Source organism: Serratia sp. AXJ-M, assembly GCF_046531865.1.
In the GTDB taxonomy this organism is placed as follows: domain Bacteria; phylum Pseudomonadota; class Gammaproteobacteria; order Enterobacterales; family Enterobacteriaceae; genus Serratia; species Serratia liquefaciens.
This window is the reverse complement of record NZ_CP059394.1, coordinates 1,262,996-1,278,295: the sequence shown is the minus strand read 5'-3', so window position 1 is coordinate 1,278,295 and position 15,300 is coordinate 1,262,996. Positions and strand designations below refer to the sequence as shown.

Annotated in this window: 14 protein-coding genes; 7 read left to right on the top strand and 7 right to left on the bottom strand. The window is 55.2% G+C overall.

Annotated elements, in window-relative coordinates; genetic code table 11:
• Window positions 1-6: 6 nt before the first annotated feature.
• The 3 genes from kdpC to kdpE all read left to right on the top strand — a co-directional run bounded on the left by kdpC (window position 7) and on the right by kdpE (window position 4,178).
• The gene (kdpC, locus tag H0S68_RS05960) at window positions 7-576 is read left to right on the top strand and encodes a potassium-transporting ATPase subunit KdpC (RefSeq protein WP_048759470.1); all 570 of its coding nucleotides are present in this window, start codon (window positions 7-9) and stop codon (window positions 574-576) included.
• A gap of 200 nt (window positions 577-776) precedes the next feature.
• Window positions 777-3,470, top strand: coding sequence for a two-component system sensor histidine kinase KdpD (kdpD, locus tag H0S68_RS05955; RefSeq protein WP_020825654.1), 2,694 nt, complete (start codon window positions 777-779; stop codon window positions 3,468-3,470).
• 18 nt (window positions 3,471-3,488) lie between these two features.
• Window positions 3,489-4,178 carry a two-component system response regulator KdpE gene (gene kdpE, locus H0S68_RS05950; RefSeq protein WP_046374274.1) on the top strand — a complete coding sequence of 230 codons (690 nt, stop codon included), beginning with the start codon at window positions 3,489-3,491 and terminating at the stop codon, window positions 4,176-4,178.
• A 69-nt stretch (window positions 4,179-4,247) separates the two neighbouring features.
• On the opposite strand, the gene H0S68_RS05945 is transcribed toward kdpE, so the two are convergent.
• The 4 genes from H0S68_RS05945 to seqA form a co-directional block, all read right to left on the bottom strand.
• Window positions 4,248-4,547: a DUF3861 domain-containing protein gene (locus tag H0S68_RS05945; protein ID WP_020825652.1), complete on the bottom strand. Its 300-nt coding sequence runs from the start codon at window positions 4,545-4,547 to the stop codon at window positions 4,248-4,250.
• The gene (locus tag H0S68_RS05940; protein WP_048759473.1) at window positions 4,547-5,209 is read right to left on the bottom strand and encodes a PadR family transcriptional regulator; all 663 of its coding nucleotides are present in this window, start codon (window positions 5,207-5,209) and stop codon (window positions 4,547-4,549) included. Before H0S68_RS05940 ends, H0S68_RS05945 begins: the two co-directional genes overlap by 1 nt.
• 187 nt (window positions 5,210-5,396) lie before the next feature.
• Window positions 5,397-7,040 carry a phosphoglucomutase (alpha-D-glucose-1,6-bisphosphate-dependent) gene (gene pgm / locus H0S68_RS05935; RefSeq protein WP_046375073.1) on the bottom strand — a complete coding sequence of 548 codons (1,644 nt, stop codon included), beginning with the start codon at window positions 7,038-7,040 and terminating at the stop codon, window positions 5,397-5,399.
• A 77-nt stretch (window positions 7,041-7,117) separates the two neighbouring features.
• Window positions 7,118-7,657 carry a replication initiation negative regulator SeqA gene (seqA, locus tag H0S68_RS05930; protein WP_116691007.1) on the bottom strand — a complete coding sequence of 180 codons (540 nt, stop codon included), beginning with the start codon at window positions 7,655-7,657 and terminating at the stop codon, window positions 7,118-7,120.
• Window positions 7,658-7,966: 309 nt separating this feature from the next.
• On the opposite strand from seqA, the gene ybfF reads away from it, so the two are divergent.
• The 4 genes from ybfF (at window position 7,967) to fur (ending at window position 10,854) form a co-directional block, all read left to right on the top strand.
• On the top strand, window positions 7,967-8,740 hold the full coding sequence (ybfF, locus tag H0S68_RS05925) for an esterase (protein ID WP_122077596.1): 774 nt from the start codon (window positions 7,967-7,969) through the stop codon (window positions 8,738-8,740).
• A 291-nt stretch (window positions 8,741-9,031) separates the two neighbouring features.
• Window positions 9,032-9,319: a LexA regulated protein gene (gene ybfE, locus H0S68_RS05920; RefSeq protein WP_004949692.1), complete on the top strand. Its 288-nt coding sequence runs from the start codon at window positions 9,032-9,034 to the stop codon at window positions 9,317-9,319.
• Window positions 9,320-9,548: 229 nt separating this feature from the next.
• Window positions 9,549-10,088: a flavodoxin FldA gene (gene fldA / locus H0S68_RS05915; protein ID WP_048759474.1), complete on the top strand. Its 540-nt coding sequence runs from the start codon at window positions 9,549-9,551 to the stop codon at window positions 10,086-10,088.
• Between the two features lie 319 nt (window positions 10,089-10,407).
• A complete protein-coding gene (fur, locus tag H0S68_RS05910; RefSeq protein WP_020825646.1) occupies window positions 10,408-10,854 on the top strand; it encodes a ferric iron uptake transcriptional regulator in 447 nt (148 codons plus the stop codon).
• A gap of 204 nt (window positions 10,855-11,058) precedes the next feature.
• On the opposite strand, the gene H0S68_RS05905 is transcribed toward fur, so the two are convergent.
• Genes H0S68_RS05905 through H0S68_RS05895 form a run of 3 tightly spaced genes read right to left on the bottom strand, consistent with a single transcriptional unit; the run spans window position 11,059 to window position 15,257 of the window.
• Entirely contained in the window at window positions 11,059-13,020 is a 1,962-nt protein-coding gene (locus H0S68_RS05905) for a glycosyltransferase (protein WP_410529228.1), read from the bottom strand.
• Window positions 13,010-14,062 carry a UDP-glucose 4-epimerase GalE gene (gene galE, locus H0S68_RS05900; protein WP_122077592.1) on the bottom strand — a complete coding sequence of 351 codons (1,053 nt, stop codon included), beginning with the start codon at window positions 14,060-14,062 and terminating at the stop codon, window positions 13,010-13,012. The genes H0S68_RS05905 and galE overlap by 11 nt, the downstream gene beginning before the upstream one ends.
• Before the next feature lie 49 nt (window positions 14,063-14,111).
• Window positions 14,112-15,257 carry an MFS transporter gene (locus H0S68_RS05895; RefSeq protein WP_128864467.1) on the bottom strand — a complete coding sequence of 382 codons (1,146 nt, stop codon included), beginning with the start codon at window positions 15,255-15,257 and terminating at the stop codon, window positions 14,112-14,114.
• Between the last annotated feature and the right edge of the window lie 43 nt (window positions 15,258-15,300).

Genomic DNA, 15,300 nt, shown 5'->3' with positions numbered 1-15,300 from the left:
ATGAAAATGTCTTATTTACGCCCTTCGTTGGTGATGTTGATTCTGCTGACGTTGATTACCGGTATCGCCTACCCGTTGCTGACGACCGGACTTTCGCAGCTGCTGTTTTCCGGCGCGGCCAACGGTTCGCTGCTGTATCAGGGCGATAAGGTGGTCGGCTCCGCGTTAATCGGCCAAAACTTTACCAAACCCGAGTATTTCTGGGGCCGCCCTTCTGCCACCGGCGATTCGGCCTATAATGCGATGGCGTCCGCCGGCAGCAACCTGGCCGCCACCAACCCGGCGCTGGATAAAGCCATCGCCGAGCGTGCCGCGCAATTGCGTCTGGCCAACCCGGCGATGAAGGGCCCGATCCCGGTCGATCTGCTGACGGCCTCGGGTAGCGGACTGGATCCGCAGATCTCTCTCGCGGCGGCGCAATATCAACTGGCCCGGGTTGCGGCGGCGCGCCAACTACCGCCGGAGCAAATCGCCAAGCTGATTGATCAAAGCACCGATCAGGCCACCCCCAACTTTATGGGCGAGTCGGTGGTAAACGTGCTGAAATTGAACCTGGCGCTCGACGCATTGAAATAATCCGTTGCGTGTTAAAGGATAAGTATCGGGTTCGGCGTGCCGAACCCGATATATATACCCAAAATAATTCGAGTTGCTTGTAGGCGGAAACTGAGTGAATCCCCAGGAGCTTACTCAAGTAAGCGACTGGGGTGAGTGAAGGCAGCCAACACCCAAGCAGCTTGCAGTATGACGGGTACATTGCTGCAAAAGGAACTCCGATGGTGGATGAGGAACAACAACGCCCTGACCCTGACAGCCTGCTGGCGCTGGCCAATGAAAAGCCCCGCGGCCGGTTGAAGGTTTTCTTCGGCGCCTGTGCCGGGGTGGGCAAAACCTACGCCATGCTGCAGGAAGCCCAGCGGCTGCGCAGCCAGGGGTTGGACGTGCTGGTCGGCGTGGTGGAAACCCATGGCCGCAGCGAAACCGCAGCGCTGCTGAACGGCTTGGATCTGCTGGCGCAAAAACGCATCCAGCATCGCGGACGCTTAGTGCAGGAATTTGATCTCGATGCCGCGCTGGCACGCCACCCGGCACTGATCCTGATGGATGAGCTGGCGCACAGTAACGCCTACGGTTCGCGCCATCCGAAGCGCTGGCAGGATGTGGAAGAGCTGTTGGACGCCGGTATCGACGTGCTGACCACCGTCAATGTCCAACATCTGGAAAGCCTGAACGACGTGGTCGGCGGCGTGACCGGCGTGCGTGTACGTGAAACGGTGCCCGATCACGTGTTCGACGAGGCCACCGAGGTGGTGCTGGTTGACCTGCCGCCAGACGATCTGCGTCAGCGATTAAATGAAGGCAAGGTGTACATTCCCGGCCAGGCCGAGCGCGCCATCGAGCACTTTTTCCGCAAGGGCAATCTGATCGCGCTGCGCGAACTGGCGCTGCGCCGCACCGCCGACCGGGTTGATGACCAGATGCGCGCCTTTCGCGATACTCAGGGCCGCGAGCGGGTATGGCACACTCGCGACAGCATTTTGCTGTGCGTGGGGCATAGCAGCGGCAATGAGAAACTGGTGCGTATCGCGGCGCGGCTGGCGGCCCGATTGGGTTGCCACTGGCACGCGGTGTATGTAGAAACACCGAAACTGCACCGCTTGCCGGAAAATCAACGCCGGGCGATCCTGCGGGCGCTGCGGCTGGCGCAGGAGTTGGGGGCTGAAACCGCTACCCTGTCTGAACCTTATGAAGAACGTGCGGTGTTGCGCTATGCCCGCGAACATAACCTGGGCAAAATCATTATCGGCCGCCGCAGCGAACAACGCTGGAAACTGCGCGGCAGCTTTGCCGATCGTCTCGGTCGCCTGGGACCCGATCTCGATCTGGTGATCGTCGCGCTGGAAAACGACACCCCTGCGCCGCAGGGGAAAGAACATGATGGCCGCAACTTTACCGAAAAATGGCGCATGCAATTGCGCGGCTGCGCCGTGGCCGTTGCACTCTGCGCCCTGATCACCCTGCTCTCCCAATGGTTGTTGCCGGGCTTTGACCAGGCCAACCTGGTGATGGTGTATCTGCTCGGGGTGGCGATCGTCGCGCTGTTCTTCGGCCGTTGGCCCTCGGTACTGGCGGCGGTGATTAACGTCGCCAGCTTTGATCTGTTTTTCGTCCAGCCTGAATGGTCGTTTGCCGTCAGCGATATGCAGTATCTGCTGACCTTCGGCGTCATGCTGATCGTCGGCATCACCATCGGCAACCTGACCGCCGGCGTGCGTTATCAGGCGCGAGTGGCCCGTTATCGCGAGCAAAGAGCTCGGCACCTGTATGAAATATCTCGTGGGCTGAGCCAGGCGCTGACCACCGAAGATATCGCCAAAACCAGCCGCCACTTCCTTTCCAGCAGCTTCCAGGCCAAAACCGTCCTGCTGCTGCCACAGGAAGACGGCAAGCTGCAGCAAATGGTTGGCGAAACGGGCGGGCTGCTGTCGGTGGATGAGGCTATCGCCCGTTGGAGTTTCGACAAGGGCATGCCGGCCGGCGCCGGTACCGACACCTTGCCTGGCGTGCCTTACCAACTGCTCCCGCTCACCACGTCGAAACAAACCTTCGGCCTGCTGGCTATCGAACCCAGTAACCTGCGCCAACTGATGGTGCCGGAACAACAGCGGCTGCTGCAAACCTTTGCGGTGCTGATCGCCAGCGCGCTGGAACGATTGCATCTGGCGCGCAGCGCCGAGGAAGCAAAACTGGACGCCGAGCGGGAGCAGCTGCGCAACTCGCTGCTGGCGGCGCTGTCCCACGATTTGCGCACGCCGCTGACGGTGCTGTTCGGCCAGGCGGAAATTCTGACGCTCGATCTGGCCGCGGAAGGCTCCAACCATGCTCCGCAGGCCAGTCAGATCCGCCAGCAGGTATTGAGCACCACCCGGCTGGTGAACAACCTGCTGGATATGGCACGCATTCAATCCGGTGGCTTTAATCTGCGAAAAGAGTGGCAGTCGCTGGAGGAGATCGTCGGCGCTTCGCTGCACATGCTGGAACCGCTGATGACCCAACACCAGATCAAGGTTGAGCTGCCGCCGGAGCTGATATTGGTTAATTGCGACGGCAGCCTGCTGGAGCGGGTTTTCACTAACCTGTTGGAAAATGCCAATAAATACGCCGGTATCGATGCTACTATCGGCATTCGCGCCCATACGCTGCCCGACTGGCTGGAAGTCGAAGTCTGGGACGATGGCCCAGGCATTCCTGAAGGGAAAAAACAGCTTATCTTCGATAAGTTTTCCCGCGGCAATAAAGAGTCGGCCATTCCCGGCGTAGGTTTGGGGTTAGCGATTTGCCGTGCCATTATTGAAGTGCACGGCGGCCGCATTTGGGCGGAAAACGGCGCTAACGGCGGTGCCAGCTTCCGCTTTGTGCTGCCGCTGGAAAAACCGCCGGAAATAGACAGCGAAGCCTTTGATCTCTAACCAACTCCAGGGAGCCTTGTGAGCAGCACGCCAACCAATATTCTGATTGTCGAAGATGAGAAAGAGATCCGGCGCTTCGTCCGTACCGCGCTCGAAAGTGAGGGGCTACGGGTGTTTGAAAGCGAAACGCTGCAGCGCGGGCTGATTGAAGCTGGCACGCGCAAGCCGGATCTGATTATTCTCGATTTAGGGTTGCCGGACGGTGACGGGCTTAACTATATCCGCGATCTACGCCAGTGGAGCGCCATTCCGGTGATTGTGCTGTCGGCGCGTAATGCCGAAGAAGACAAAATTGCCGCGCTGGACGCCGGGGCGGATGACTATCTCAGCAAACCGTTTGGCATCGGCGAACTGCTGGCCCGCGTGCGAGTCGCCTTGCGCCGCCATTCAGGCAGCCAGCAGGAGAGTCCGTTGGTCAGCTTTTCCGAAATCACCGTCGATCTGATCAACCGCCGGGTACTGCGCCAGGGTGAAGATCTGCATCTGACACCGATAGAGTTTCGCCTGCTGGCCGAACTGCTGGCCAACTCCGGCAAGGTCATCACCCAGCGTCAGCTATTAAGCCACGTCTGGGGACCGAACTACGTCGAACACAGCCACTATCTGCGAATTTATATGGGGCATCTGCGGCAAAAACTGGAGGCCGATCCGGCCCGGCCAAAACACTTGCTGACCGAAACCGGCGTCGGTTACCGCTTTATGCCATGAGGTGAAAGGGTGCAGCATGCGGTTAAGCTGATGCAATATTCGATTAAACGGGTGCAGCATGCGGCCCCCCTACACGTTTTGGCCTTTCTTCAGCCCCACCATAAATTCTTTGAACGCCTCGCGCAGCGGGGCAAACACCGGGTGCTTGCGGTTTTCGATCATCACTTCAGAGAACAGCTTCAAGCCGACGGCGAAGGCCGCGCTGTTATTTTCGCCAAAGTTCAGATCTTCGCGCGCTTTGATGCGCTCAACGATGCCAAGAATATCGTCGTGGTTTTCCACCTCAAAACTCAGTGGCGTTTTCTCAACGGGCTCGCCTTGGCGATCGCTCAGGGCTTCAACGGTAATGCGGAAACGGTGGCCAGGCATCAGTTGTTTTCCTTATCTGTATCTGTTGGAGCAATGTTCATTTCACTTTCAATTGCCGCCACCGCGGTGAGCAGCGCCGCATTGATGCGTTCGACCTGCTGTGGCGAAAGATCGGCGCGCATCACATTGCCACGCAACAAACTGCGCAGGCGGTTCATGGCGTCGGAGATGCCTTCCGCCAGATTGCCATGATGATGGTGGCCGCGACCGGCACCGGCCAAACGAGCCAGGATCACATCGACGACGGCCTGGTGTTTTTGTAATTCACTCTGGCCCAGCTCGGTGATCTGATAGCTTTTACGGCCGTTGCCGCTGGTGATCGGCTCGAGGAAATCCTGCTCTTCCAGCAGCGTCAGTGTCGGATAAATCACCCCTGGGCTTGGCACATAGAGACCGGAAGACGCCTCGTCGATCGCCTTGATCAGTTCGTAACCGTGGCTCGGTTTACGCGCCACCAGCGCCAGCAGCACCAGCCGCAGATCGCCGTGTTCAAACATGCGGTGACGGCCGCCACGACCGCCGCGCCCTCCCCGGCCATGCTCTTCACCATGGTCGCCGCCAAAATGATGGCGACCGCCACGACGACGATGGTGATGTTCGTGCCCTTCTTCGCTGTCATGGCGACAGCCGTGACGACGGTGTAAATCTAAACGGTGAAACATAGTCTGTACCTCGCATTGGATAATCAGCTTACGAGGTGATTTAGATATATCTAAGTCACTTCGATATATCTAATCTAGATCGATATATCTAAATGCGCAAGAGGTGAAGAATGAAAAAGATATATCTAAATTGCAGGCATAAAAAAAGCGCTGTTAAAACAGCGCCTTTTTTCAAGGGAGAGAAGCCTTACTTGGCAGAAGCCAGCACTTCGCTGACGATTTCTACCGCTTCGTGCTCGATCTTTTCACGGTGCTCAGCACCGAGGAAGCTCTCACAGTAAATCTTGTAGGCTTCTTCGGTACCAGAAGGACGTGCTGCGAACCAACCGTTGTCGGTCATCACTTTCAGGCCACCAATCGATGCGCCGTTGCCCGGTGCCGCCGTCAAACGTGCGGTAATAGGATCACCCGCCAGAGTATCGGCTTTGACCATTTCCGGTGACAGCTTGGACAACGCCGCTTTCTGCGCAGAAGTTGCCGGTGCCTGAATGCGGTTGTAGCTCGGGGCACCAAAACGCTTGGCCAGGTCTTCGTAGTGATGCTGCGGATTTTCGCCGGTCACTGCGGTGATTTCCGCCGCCAACAGGCACATGATGATACCGTCTTTATCAGTAGACCACGGGGTAGCATTGAAACGCAGGAACGAAGCCCCTGCGCTCTCTTCGCCGCCAAAGCCCAGGCTACCGTCATGCAGGCCATCAACGAACCATTTGAAGCCCACCGGCACTTCCACCAGCTTGCGGCCCAAATCAGCTACCACGCGGTCAATCATCGCGCTGGAAACCAGCGTCTTGCCTACCGCTACGTTAGCACTCCACTGTGGACGATGCTGGAACAGATAGTTGATGGCAACCGCCAGATAATGGTTCGGGTTCATCAGCCCCGCAGGCGTAACTATGCCGTGGCGGTCGTAATCCGGATCGTTGGCAAACGCCAGGTCGAACTTGTCGCGCAGCGCCAGCAGGCCACCCATCGCCGGTTCTGAAGAGCAGTCCATACGGATCACACCGTCGTGGTCCAGGTGCATAAAGCGGAAGGTCTGATCGATAGCATCGTTCACCAGCGTCAGATCCAGCTTGTAATGCTCGGCGATACGCTGCCAGTAGGCGATGCCGGAACCGCCGAGCGGATCGACGCCCAGCTTCAGGCCGGCACGCTGAATCGCAGGCATATCAACCACGTCCACCAGCCCTTCAACATATGGCTGCACCAGGTCCTGTGCATGCACACGGCCGCTGGCCCAGGCCTTATCCAGCGATTGACGCTGAACGCCTTTCAGCTGCAGAGACAGCAGTTCATTGGCGCGCTTTTCAATCACCGAGGTCAGGTTGGTGTCCGCCGGGCCGCCGTTGGTCGGGTTATATTTGATGCCGCCATCTTCAGGCGGATTGTGGGACGGGGTGATCACGATGCCATCGGCCAATGCCCCACCGTTACGGTTGTGGCACAGGATAGCATGGGAGACCGCAGGCGTTGGCGTGAAGCCGTTATTTTCCTGCACGATCACATCAACGCCGTTGGCGCTCAGCACTTCCAGCACTGAAATGAAGGCAGGCTCCGACAGCGCATGGGTGTCTTTACCCACGTAGCATGGACCGGTCACGCCCTGCTGATGACGCACTTCGGCAATCGCCTGCGCGATAGCGAGAATGTGGGCTTCGTTAAAGCTGTGGCGCAGCGCACTGCCGCGATGGCCTGAAGTCCCGAACTTGACCGCGTGTGCGGCGTTGCCCGCTTCAGGTTGCAGTACATAGTACTGCGACGTCAGCTGGGCTACGTTGATCAAATCGCTTTGCTGAGCCGGCTGCCCGGCACGTGGGTTATTCGCCATCGACATATCTCCCTAATCCCTGTCCTGCGGCCTGGCAATATGTCGCTCACGGCCACCATGACGGGCTGTTCGCTAAATTAGATAGTGCCGCAAACTTTTTCAGTCAGTTCCGTCGGGAACTGCATAGCCTGCATGATGTGTTCAACCATGCTGCGTTTGCGACCGGTATTGGTATTGGTGATCACCCAGTAAGGCGTGCCCGGAACGTGCTTTGGCTTGGTGTGCGTTCCGTTCGCCAACAGGGTTTGCTGATCGCCGGCAAAATAGGTACGGGTACGGCCATGCAACGCATCGGTGGCGCTGGCAAAGCCGGCCGCATCGAGGGTATACAGGGTGGAAAGTACCAGCATAAAACGGTTCACCGCTTTGCTCTGTTCGGCGTACTCGTCCGACAACAACAGTTCACGCACGGCACGTACGCGATCGCGCGGGCGCGATGCGGCAACGATTTTTTCCTGTTCTGCGCTCTGTGCGCTGGCGGCCGGCGCTGCACGTAACGGCTGGCCTGCGGTAAATTTCAACATACGGCGCAAAATATCGGACGCGCTCTCACCAATATGTTGCGTGTGGCTGGCAATATAGCGGTAGAGCTCTTCGTCGACTTCAATAGTTTTCATCTTTATCCAGTACTGTTTTTTTCTACTTAGAACCTGAAGCCAGATCCGGCATTCAAGCCATGGGATTATAAGGTTAAAAGCGCAGAGGCGAACATAACAATGTGCCCCAATACGGCAAAAGCAGACTAATACCTATAGCCCGCCGGACACCGGCGCTGCCAAACCTGCACCTTACCATGAAAAATCCACGTTTTATCCTATGGATTTTAAGTTGCAGCAAGTACAGCGAACAACCCTGCCGCTTGAAAGGCGACGGGTTTATTCATCGAGTGTTTTAATCATGATAACCTAATCTGAATCTCTCTCAGTATGAACTTCGCCATGAAATTACATTATCAACTGCTGGCCACCGAGTCCGATGCATTGCCGGTGATCCTGATCCACGGGCTGTTTGGCAATTTGGACAACCTGGGCGTGCTGGCGCGCGACCTGAACCAGCAGCACAGCGTAGTTAAAGTCGATCTGCGCAACCACGGCCTGTCACCGCGTTCTGAGGTCATGACCTACCCGGAGATGGCGCAGGATCTGCTGACGTTGCTGGACGATTTGCAGTTGGAAAAAGTGATTGTCATTGGCCACTCGATGGGCGGCAAAGCGGCCATGGCGCTGACGGCAATCGCCCCGCAGCGCGTGGAGAAGCTGATCATCATTGACGTTGCGCCGGTGGACTATCAAACGCGCCGCCACGACGAAATTTTTGTCGCGTTGCAGGCGGTAAGCGCCGCCGGCATTACCCAACGCCAGCAGGCGGCGGAATTGATGCGCGGCTACCTGAATGAGGAAGGCGTGATCCAGTTCCTGCTGAAATCCTTCCATCAAGGCGAATGGCGTTTCAATCTGCCGGTGCTGATCGAAGAGTACGAGAACATCACCGGCTGGCAGGAAGTGCCGGCCTGGCCTCACCCGACGCTGTTTATCCGCGGCGGCCTGTCGCCTTACGTGCAGGACAGCTATCGCGAAGATATTGCCCGTCAATTTCCGCAGGCTCGCGCTCACGTCGTTGCCGGTACCGGACATTGGGTTCATGCAGAAAAACCGGAGGCGGTGTTGCGCGCCATTCACCGCTTTCTCGGCGAAGCCTGAGTCGCGCCAGGCCCAACAAATGGGCCGTTTCCCTCCCAAAGTCACCATCTGATGAAAAAACGCGCTAAAGATAACGGCTTAGCGCGTTTTCGGCTCAGTTAAGCATTGTCGTCGCTCTACCTGCTGGGGTAATATGGCGCGCTATAATTTTGCCGCCGTGCCGAGCGTGTTCGCTAACGTCAGGCTGGGGTGAATTTGGGTTAGGGTTTATTGGCCCGAAGTGTGTTAACCGAACCGTCCGGAAGCGTGTAAGCGCTTTTTGATGCAAACTCCCTTGCAGTACCGCTACCTATGGCAAAAGAACAAACGGATCGCACGACGCTGGATCTGTTCGCAGATGAACGCCGTCCGGGGCGCCCGAAAACCAACCCGCTATCCCGAGATGAACAGCTTAGAATCAATAAGCGTAATCAGCTTCGACGCGATAAAGTCCGTGGCTTACGGCGTGTGGAACTGAAGATCAACGCGGATGCGGTGGACGCCCTGAACAAACTGGCGGAACAGCGTAATATCAGCCGCAGCGAGCTTATTGAGCAAATGCTGCTGGCACAACTGGCGGACGAGCAGCCAGAACATTGATCATTGCAGCCGCACATGCGGCGCGGCGTTAAGGATGACGCCCGATCAACACCGCTTTATTCCACCCGGCATCGCATTAAAGTGATAAATACCCGGGGTAAATTTCTGGCATGATACGCACTTACCGGTAAGAGATAATCTCTTGCCATGGCATCATTTTAATCGGTGTTATCGTAGTCTACGCTAACATCGTGAATGCAATTTATTGAATTTAAAGGTTATACGCGATATGGCTAATGTAGGCATTTTCTTTGGCAGCGACACTGGCAATACCGAAAACATTGCCAAGATGATCCAGAAAATTCTTCAGCAGCAGTTTGGTAAAGAGGTGGCTGAAATTCATGACATCGCCAAAAGCAGCAAAGAAGATCTGGAAGCTTTCGATATCCTGCTGCTCGGTATCCCAACCTGGTACTACGGCGAAGCGCAGTGCGACTGGGACGATTTCTTCCCAACGCTGGAAGAAATTGACTTCAACGGCAAGCTGGTTGCGCTGTTCGGCTGTGGCGATCAGGAAGACTACGCAGAGTATTTCTGTGATGCGATGGGTACCATTCGCGACATCATTGAACCGCGTGGCGCCGCGATCGTAGGCCACTGGCCGACCAAGGGTTACCACTTTGAAGCGTCCAAAGGCTTGGCCAACGACAGCCATTTCATCGGCCTGGCCATTGACGAAGATCGCCAACCTGAGCTGACCAACGAACGTGTTGAAGGCTGGGTAAAACAAATCGTCGAAGAGCTGAGCCTGGCCGAAATCGTCGGGTAACGCCAAAGGTTGAACAAAAGCCCTGCAAAGTGCATAGTGTGCCGGCAGGGCCATCATTGGCAGTACAAATTACTGCAATAGAAGCTACAGATTTGTAACTTCCCACACCATCAAGGTAGACTGAGTTTTCGGTTTATCCCATTCATCAAGACGTTGCATGTATAACATGCAATTGTGCAATTATAGCTTTGTTAACAACCGGCGGTTTCCATTTAGAGCAACCGGTTCTATAATGAGACGCAATTAACTCTTTGTGCCGACCGATGCCAAAGGCGAGAACGCCTCAACTTGATTAGCATAGTAACAGGACTGAATCCGCATGACTGACAACAACACCGCATTGAAGAAGGCCGGCTTAAAAGTCACGCTTCCGCGACTCAAAATCCTGGAAGTACTGCAAAATCCGGAATGCCATCACGTCAGTGCGGAAGATCTGTACAAAAAACTGATAGATATGGGCGAAGAAATTGGCCTGGCTACGGTTTACCGCGTACTGAACCAATTTGATGATGCCGGCATTGTGACCCGTCACAACTTCGAAGGCGGCAAGTCCGTGTTCGAATTGACCCAGCAACATCACCACGATCACCTGATTTGCCTGGATTGCGGCAAAGTGATCGAATTCAGCGATGAGTCTATCGAAGTGCGTCAGCGTGATATCGCCAAACAACACGGCATCAAGCTCACCAACCACAGCCTGTACCTGTACGGCCACTGTGAAACAGGTGACTGCCGCGAAGACGACACCCTGCACGACAAAAAATAATGTCCTAACCGGCATTGAGAACCGCCTTAACGGCGGTTTTTTTGTGCCTGCGATAATAGGATAAAAAATCCCCGGACAGGCCGGGGAAAGTTTACAGCGTTAAATACAACAATTGCAGCGGCACTTCTCTACAGCACTTCTCTCGCTTCCCACTTACACTCTCAGCACTCACTCACCCGCCGACACGCGGATGGGCAAACCTCTTCACAGCTCATACTCAAGAAACAGCAACCGATCAAAAAACAGCGACCAGACGTGATCGAATACACCTCGAACACGGAACCCCTTGTTCAGATAGATTTGGCTGGCATCACTGCGTTGCCATACGCACAGCACGATATTTTTCGCCTGGTGCTGTTGTGCTCGCTGCCTTATCTGCGCAAACAGCTGGTTAAAATGCCCTAGCCCGCGGAATTGGCTCTCAATCGCCAGACTGCAGATGAAATAGTCATCCTCAGTGCACTGGCTTTGGACAAAGCTGTCATAAGCCTCATCAAGCGGCCTTATTTCATCGCGATAATGATAATCCGCTTCTATGCCATACAGCTCGCTAATGGTGGCCGCATTAAAAAAACCGACAAACTCTCCACGCCGATCGTAAGCTACCGTGATCAGCCCCAGATAAGGCTCAATATTTTGCGCCTGCTGTAATGACACCAGATCCATCCCGGCTCGATTGCCAACAGAACAGTACTCAAGGTAGCTGGTACTGAAAATCAGCTTCGCCATACGGGTTTTATCTGTTTCACTCGCCTGGTGTCCAGGCAGAAAATGCAATGCCCCACCCGGCTCCGGCAAAACCGCCCCCCCTACCCCAGCGGTCGGACACCAGTAATTACCCGCCGTAATCTGCCGCCGGTTATCGGCGATCAGGTACTCGCCAAATAGCTGGTTTACCCGATCAAGCGTGCGGTCATGGGAAAGTACGGAATAATAGTGGTAATGGTCAATATCGGAACGGATCTGCGCTGGATAGGCCATACGCGGCACTTCATCAACGGTAAATATTTCCGCATAACGTGCCAGATCCAGCGGCTGCTCAAGCTGCCAGTCCACCTGCTCCAGCCGGCTGACGCATTGCCGGTAGCTGTGTTGCTCTTCCTGCGACAGCGGTAGTCGTTCATTGGTGATCACATCCTCCAGCAGACGCATTCCGCGAATACCGCAGGTGACGGCCTGTGGGTGCGCATCATAATGGACGCCATAATCCTGGCAGAAGCGATCGTGACTGAGGAAAGAGCGGCCTATGTGGCGACTCCACAGCTGATAAAAGGGATCAAACAGTTTGCGTTCATAATCCGAATTCTTGTCCGGGACTTCGCCGCTTTCCGCCGCATAGATCTGATCCAACCCCGCCAGCATTCGGCACAGTGAGATATCGCCCTTGCGGCTGACTATCATGCCGGTTTCATCGAGAAACAGATTCAACCAGCTGACGTGGCTGACCTCGCCCTCAGCCAGGAACTGAAGATAATCAGGCACCTCTGGTTTGATCAAAAACAGCGTCGCCGACCGGTGGGGTATGGTATCGATATCCATATACAGCCCCCCCATCTCGATCAAAATCAGAAAACGGAAGTAGTCGGAAAGCGTGGCGTAATAGCGCTTATCGTGCAGTTGATGGATAAAGCCCAGGTTGTCGCCGACCCTTTTTTGCGCCAGTTCGCTCAGCGAATGCACCTGCAGGCGATGGTTGCCCGCATCATACTCCCCCAGGTAGCCGCCTTTTATCACCGGTACGGGGATGAAATACGCATCCCTTGCCAGCTGCTGTGCGTCCCAAACCCATAACATGCCGACCCAGTCATTCGTCTCGGTGCTAGCCACCGCCTGCTGCGCGGCCCCCCACTGGGAGATAACCTCTCTGGCGTCGTCAGGTATCGCGCCCCCCAGCCAGATCCGGTGCAGCCGTTTTTCACTCGCAGCCAGCGGGCGAGTAGGCACACAAAATAGTGAAGAACAGCGGGCGGCATCGAATAAATGTCCATGTGCAGCCCGCCACTCACGCAGTTGCGCGACACCGCGCTGATAACGCTCCAGCAGCAGCAACGAAGCCTCACGTTGATATTTCACAAACTCAAACTTTAGATCGTTGATCCGCGCCTCATATTCAGCCCGGAACAGATCATCCTGCATAACCCCCAAATGCCCGTCGTTAAGCTTCATCGGCCAGCATCCTTATCGATGACAGCGGCACCGAAGAGCCATAACCCTGCGGATTTTTGCTCTGCCATGACCAGGCATCGCGCACCATTTTTTCCAGACTGCGTTTGGCTTGCCAGCCCAGCTTCTCTGCCGCCAGAGACGGGTCGGACCAACACTCGGCAATATCTCCCGCACGCCGGGGATTAAATTGGTAGGCGATTTTGAAGCCACAGGCGCGTTCAAACGCCCGAATAATCTCCAGCACCGAGTAGCCTTTACCGGTGCCCAGGTTATAGACGTTAAATCCTGGCTGCAGGTTATCCAGCGCTTTTAAATGCCCTTCGGCCAAATCCATAACGTGAATGTAATCACGTACCCCGGTACCATCGCTGGTAGGGTAGTCGTTGCCATACACCGGCAACACCGCGAGTTTGCCAATAGCCACCTGCGCCAGATAAGCCAGAAGATTATTGGGAATGCCGGCGGGATCCTCACCAATCAAGCCGGACTCGTGCGCCCCGGCCGGATTAAAGTAACGCAGCGCGGTGATTGCCATCTGCGGTGCCGTTGAAGCGAACTCCGCCAGGATCTGCTCGACAATCAGCTTTGAGGTTCCGTAAGGATTGGTGGTCTGCCCAACACGACAGCTTTCCGTCAGTGGGGTATATTCTGCCGGCCCATAGACGGTGGCTGAAGAGCTGAAAATAAATTGCTTAACGCCAGCATGGCGCATTCTGTCCAGTACGATCAATGAGCCGGAAATATTATTTTGATAATATTTCAGTGGCTCTTCGGTAGATTCTCTGACCGACTTCAAACCCGCAAGATGAATAACCGCATGAACATCATGCTGGCGAAAGATATGATCCAGCAAATGATGTTGCTGGATATCTCCCTGATAAAAAATTACTTTTTTACCGGTTAATCGCTCCACCCGAAACAAAGACTCTGGCGAACTGTTGGACAGGTTGTCCAGTACGACAACTTCCTCCCCCCTTTCTAACAGTGCCAATACCGTATGCGAGCCGATATAACCGGCGCCGCCCGTCACCAATATAGCCATCATATATCCTTGTTTGTGTTTAAAAATAAACGACTCACTCAGAAACCACCTAGACTTCCCGGGTTTTAAAACCGACAGGTAAAGCAATACAAAGCAGTAATATGGCTAACAGATAAACGGAGGAATGCGGCCCGTACTCGGTCAGGATCCCTTGTAATATTCCGGCCAGGATCACACCGGTGGAAATGCTGTTGGTGAACAACGTGGTGGCCATGCCCGCCCGCTCCGGCATCAAGTCCTGGAAATACAGCATGCCGACGGTGGCGAGAATGCCGATAAATATCGCGTTAAACAGCTGCCAGACCAGCAACCCAGCGGCCGAGGTAAACCACAGCATCCCGGCATAAAACAGTATGCCGGCCACCATCGCCCCCGCCATCATCAGGCGCTTGCCCACCCGATTTACATATCGGCCTACCAGGATCATGATGGGGATTTCTATCGCGGCCGCGATGCCCATCATCCAACCGGTCAGACTTTGCGGCAAACCCAACTCGGCCGTGATATACAGCGGCACATCAATCAGATACATGGCGCTGCAGGTCCACATCAATACCGAGGCGAAAAACAACCGGCTAATATCTTTATCGAAGAACGTTTTTTGCGGTATGCCGATTTCATTGCCCACAGGCGGGCGAGCCACCTCGGGTAATATCCACCAGGCCAGCAGCGTGACCAGCAGGAATATGCCGGCAGCAAACATAAACATCGCCGTAAAGCCATAATTCACCACCAGCATAAAAGCCAATGGCGGGCCAAAAACCCAGGCCAGAGAGAGTTGGGCGCGCATGATGGCGCTGAACATCGCCACGTTTTGCGATGACCGTTCCCCGTATTCACGCGCCAGGGCGAATAACTGTGGTATCGCAGTATTGGCGATGGCGGTTAACAGCACGCCTGCGGTAATTAACGTCAGATAATTGCGATTAAAAGCAAATAGCAGACAGTTTCCCGCCGCCAATAAATAACAGATTAAAATCAAATGGCGCCGGTCACGCTGACGATCTGATTTTTTCGCCAGCAAAAAACTGACAATAATGCCGACCCCGGCATTAACCGCATAAAAAAAACCGACCCATAATGAAGTCACCCGAACCTCGGTGGTGAGGAACAGGCTCAGGGTCGGTATTTGCAGTGCCCCGGCAATGCCAGAAAAAAAAGCAACGACCATAAAGGTCAGCCGTATCGAATTCATCGCTGATTACCGCCGGTCGCTGCTGTTAACCATCAATAACGGC

Excerpts from the sequence above, each read along its gene's own strand:
- H0S68_RS05895 (WP_128864467.1), bottom strand. The coding sequence starts at position 15,257 with ATGAATTCGATACGGCTGACCTTTATGGTCGTTGCTTTTTTTTCTGGC.
- ybfF (WP_122077596.1), top strand. The coding sequence starts at position 7,967 with ATGAACTTCGCCATGAAATTACATTATCAACTGCTGGCCACCGAGTCC.
- ybfE (WP_004949692.1), top strand. The coding sequence starts at position 9,032 with ATGGCAAAAGAACAAACGGATCGCACGACGCTGGATCTGTTCGCAGAT.
- H0S68_RS05945 (WP_020825652.1), bottom strand. The coding sequence starts at position 4,547 with ATGCCTGGCCACCGTTTCCGCATTACCGTTGAAGCCCTGAGCGATCGC.
- H0S68_RS05940 (WP_048759473.1), bottom strand. The coding sequence starts at position 5,209 with ATGTTTCACCGTTTAGATTTACACCGTCGTCACGGCTGTCGCCATGAC.
- fldA (WP_048759474.1), top strand. The coding sequence starts at position 9,549 with ATGGCTAATGTAGGCATTTTCTTTGGCAGCGACACTGGCAATACCGAA.
- kdpD (WP_020825654.1), top strand. The coding sequence starts at position 777 with ATGGTGGATGAGGAACAACAACGCCCTGACCCTGACAGCCTGCTGGCG.
- kdpC (WP_048759470.1), top strand. The coding sequence starts at position 7 with ATGTCTTATTTACGCCCTTCGTTGGTGATGTTGATTCTGCTGACGTTG.
- pgm (WP_046375073.1), bottom strand. The coding sequence starts at position 7,040 with ATGGCGAATAACCCACGTGCCGGGCAGCCGGCTCAGCAAAGCGATTTG.
- fur (WP_020825646.1), top strand. The coding sequence starts at position 10,408 with ATGACTGACAACAACACCGCATTGAAGAAGGCCGGCTTAAAAGTCACG.
- H0S68_RS05905 (WP_410529228.1), bottom strand. The coding sequence starts at position 13,020 with ATGAAGCTTAACGACGGGCATTTGGGGGTTATGCAGGATGATCTGTTC.
- seqA (WP_116691007.1), bottom strand. The coding sequence starts at position 7,657 with ATGAAAACTATTGAAGTCGACGAAGAGCTCTACCGCTATATTGCCAGC.
- galE (WP_122077592.1), bottom strand. The coding sequence starts at position 14,062 with ATGGCTATATTGGTGACGGGCGGCGCCGGTTATATCGGCTCGCATACG.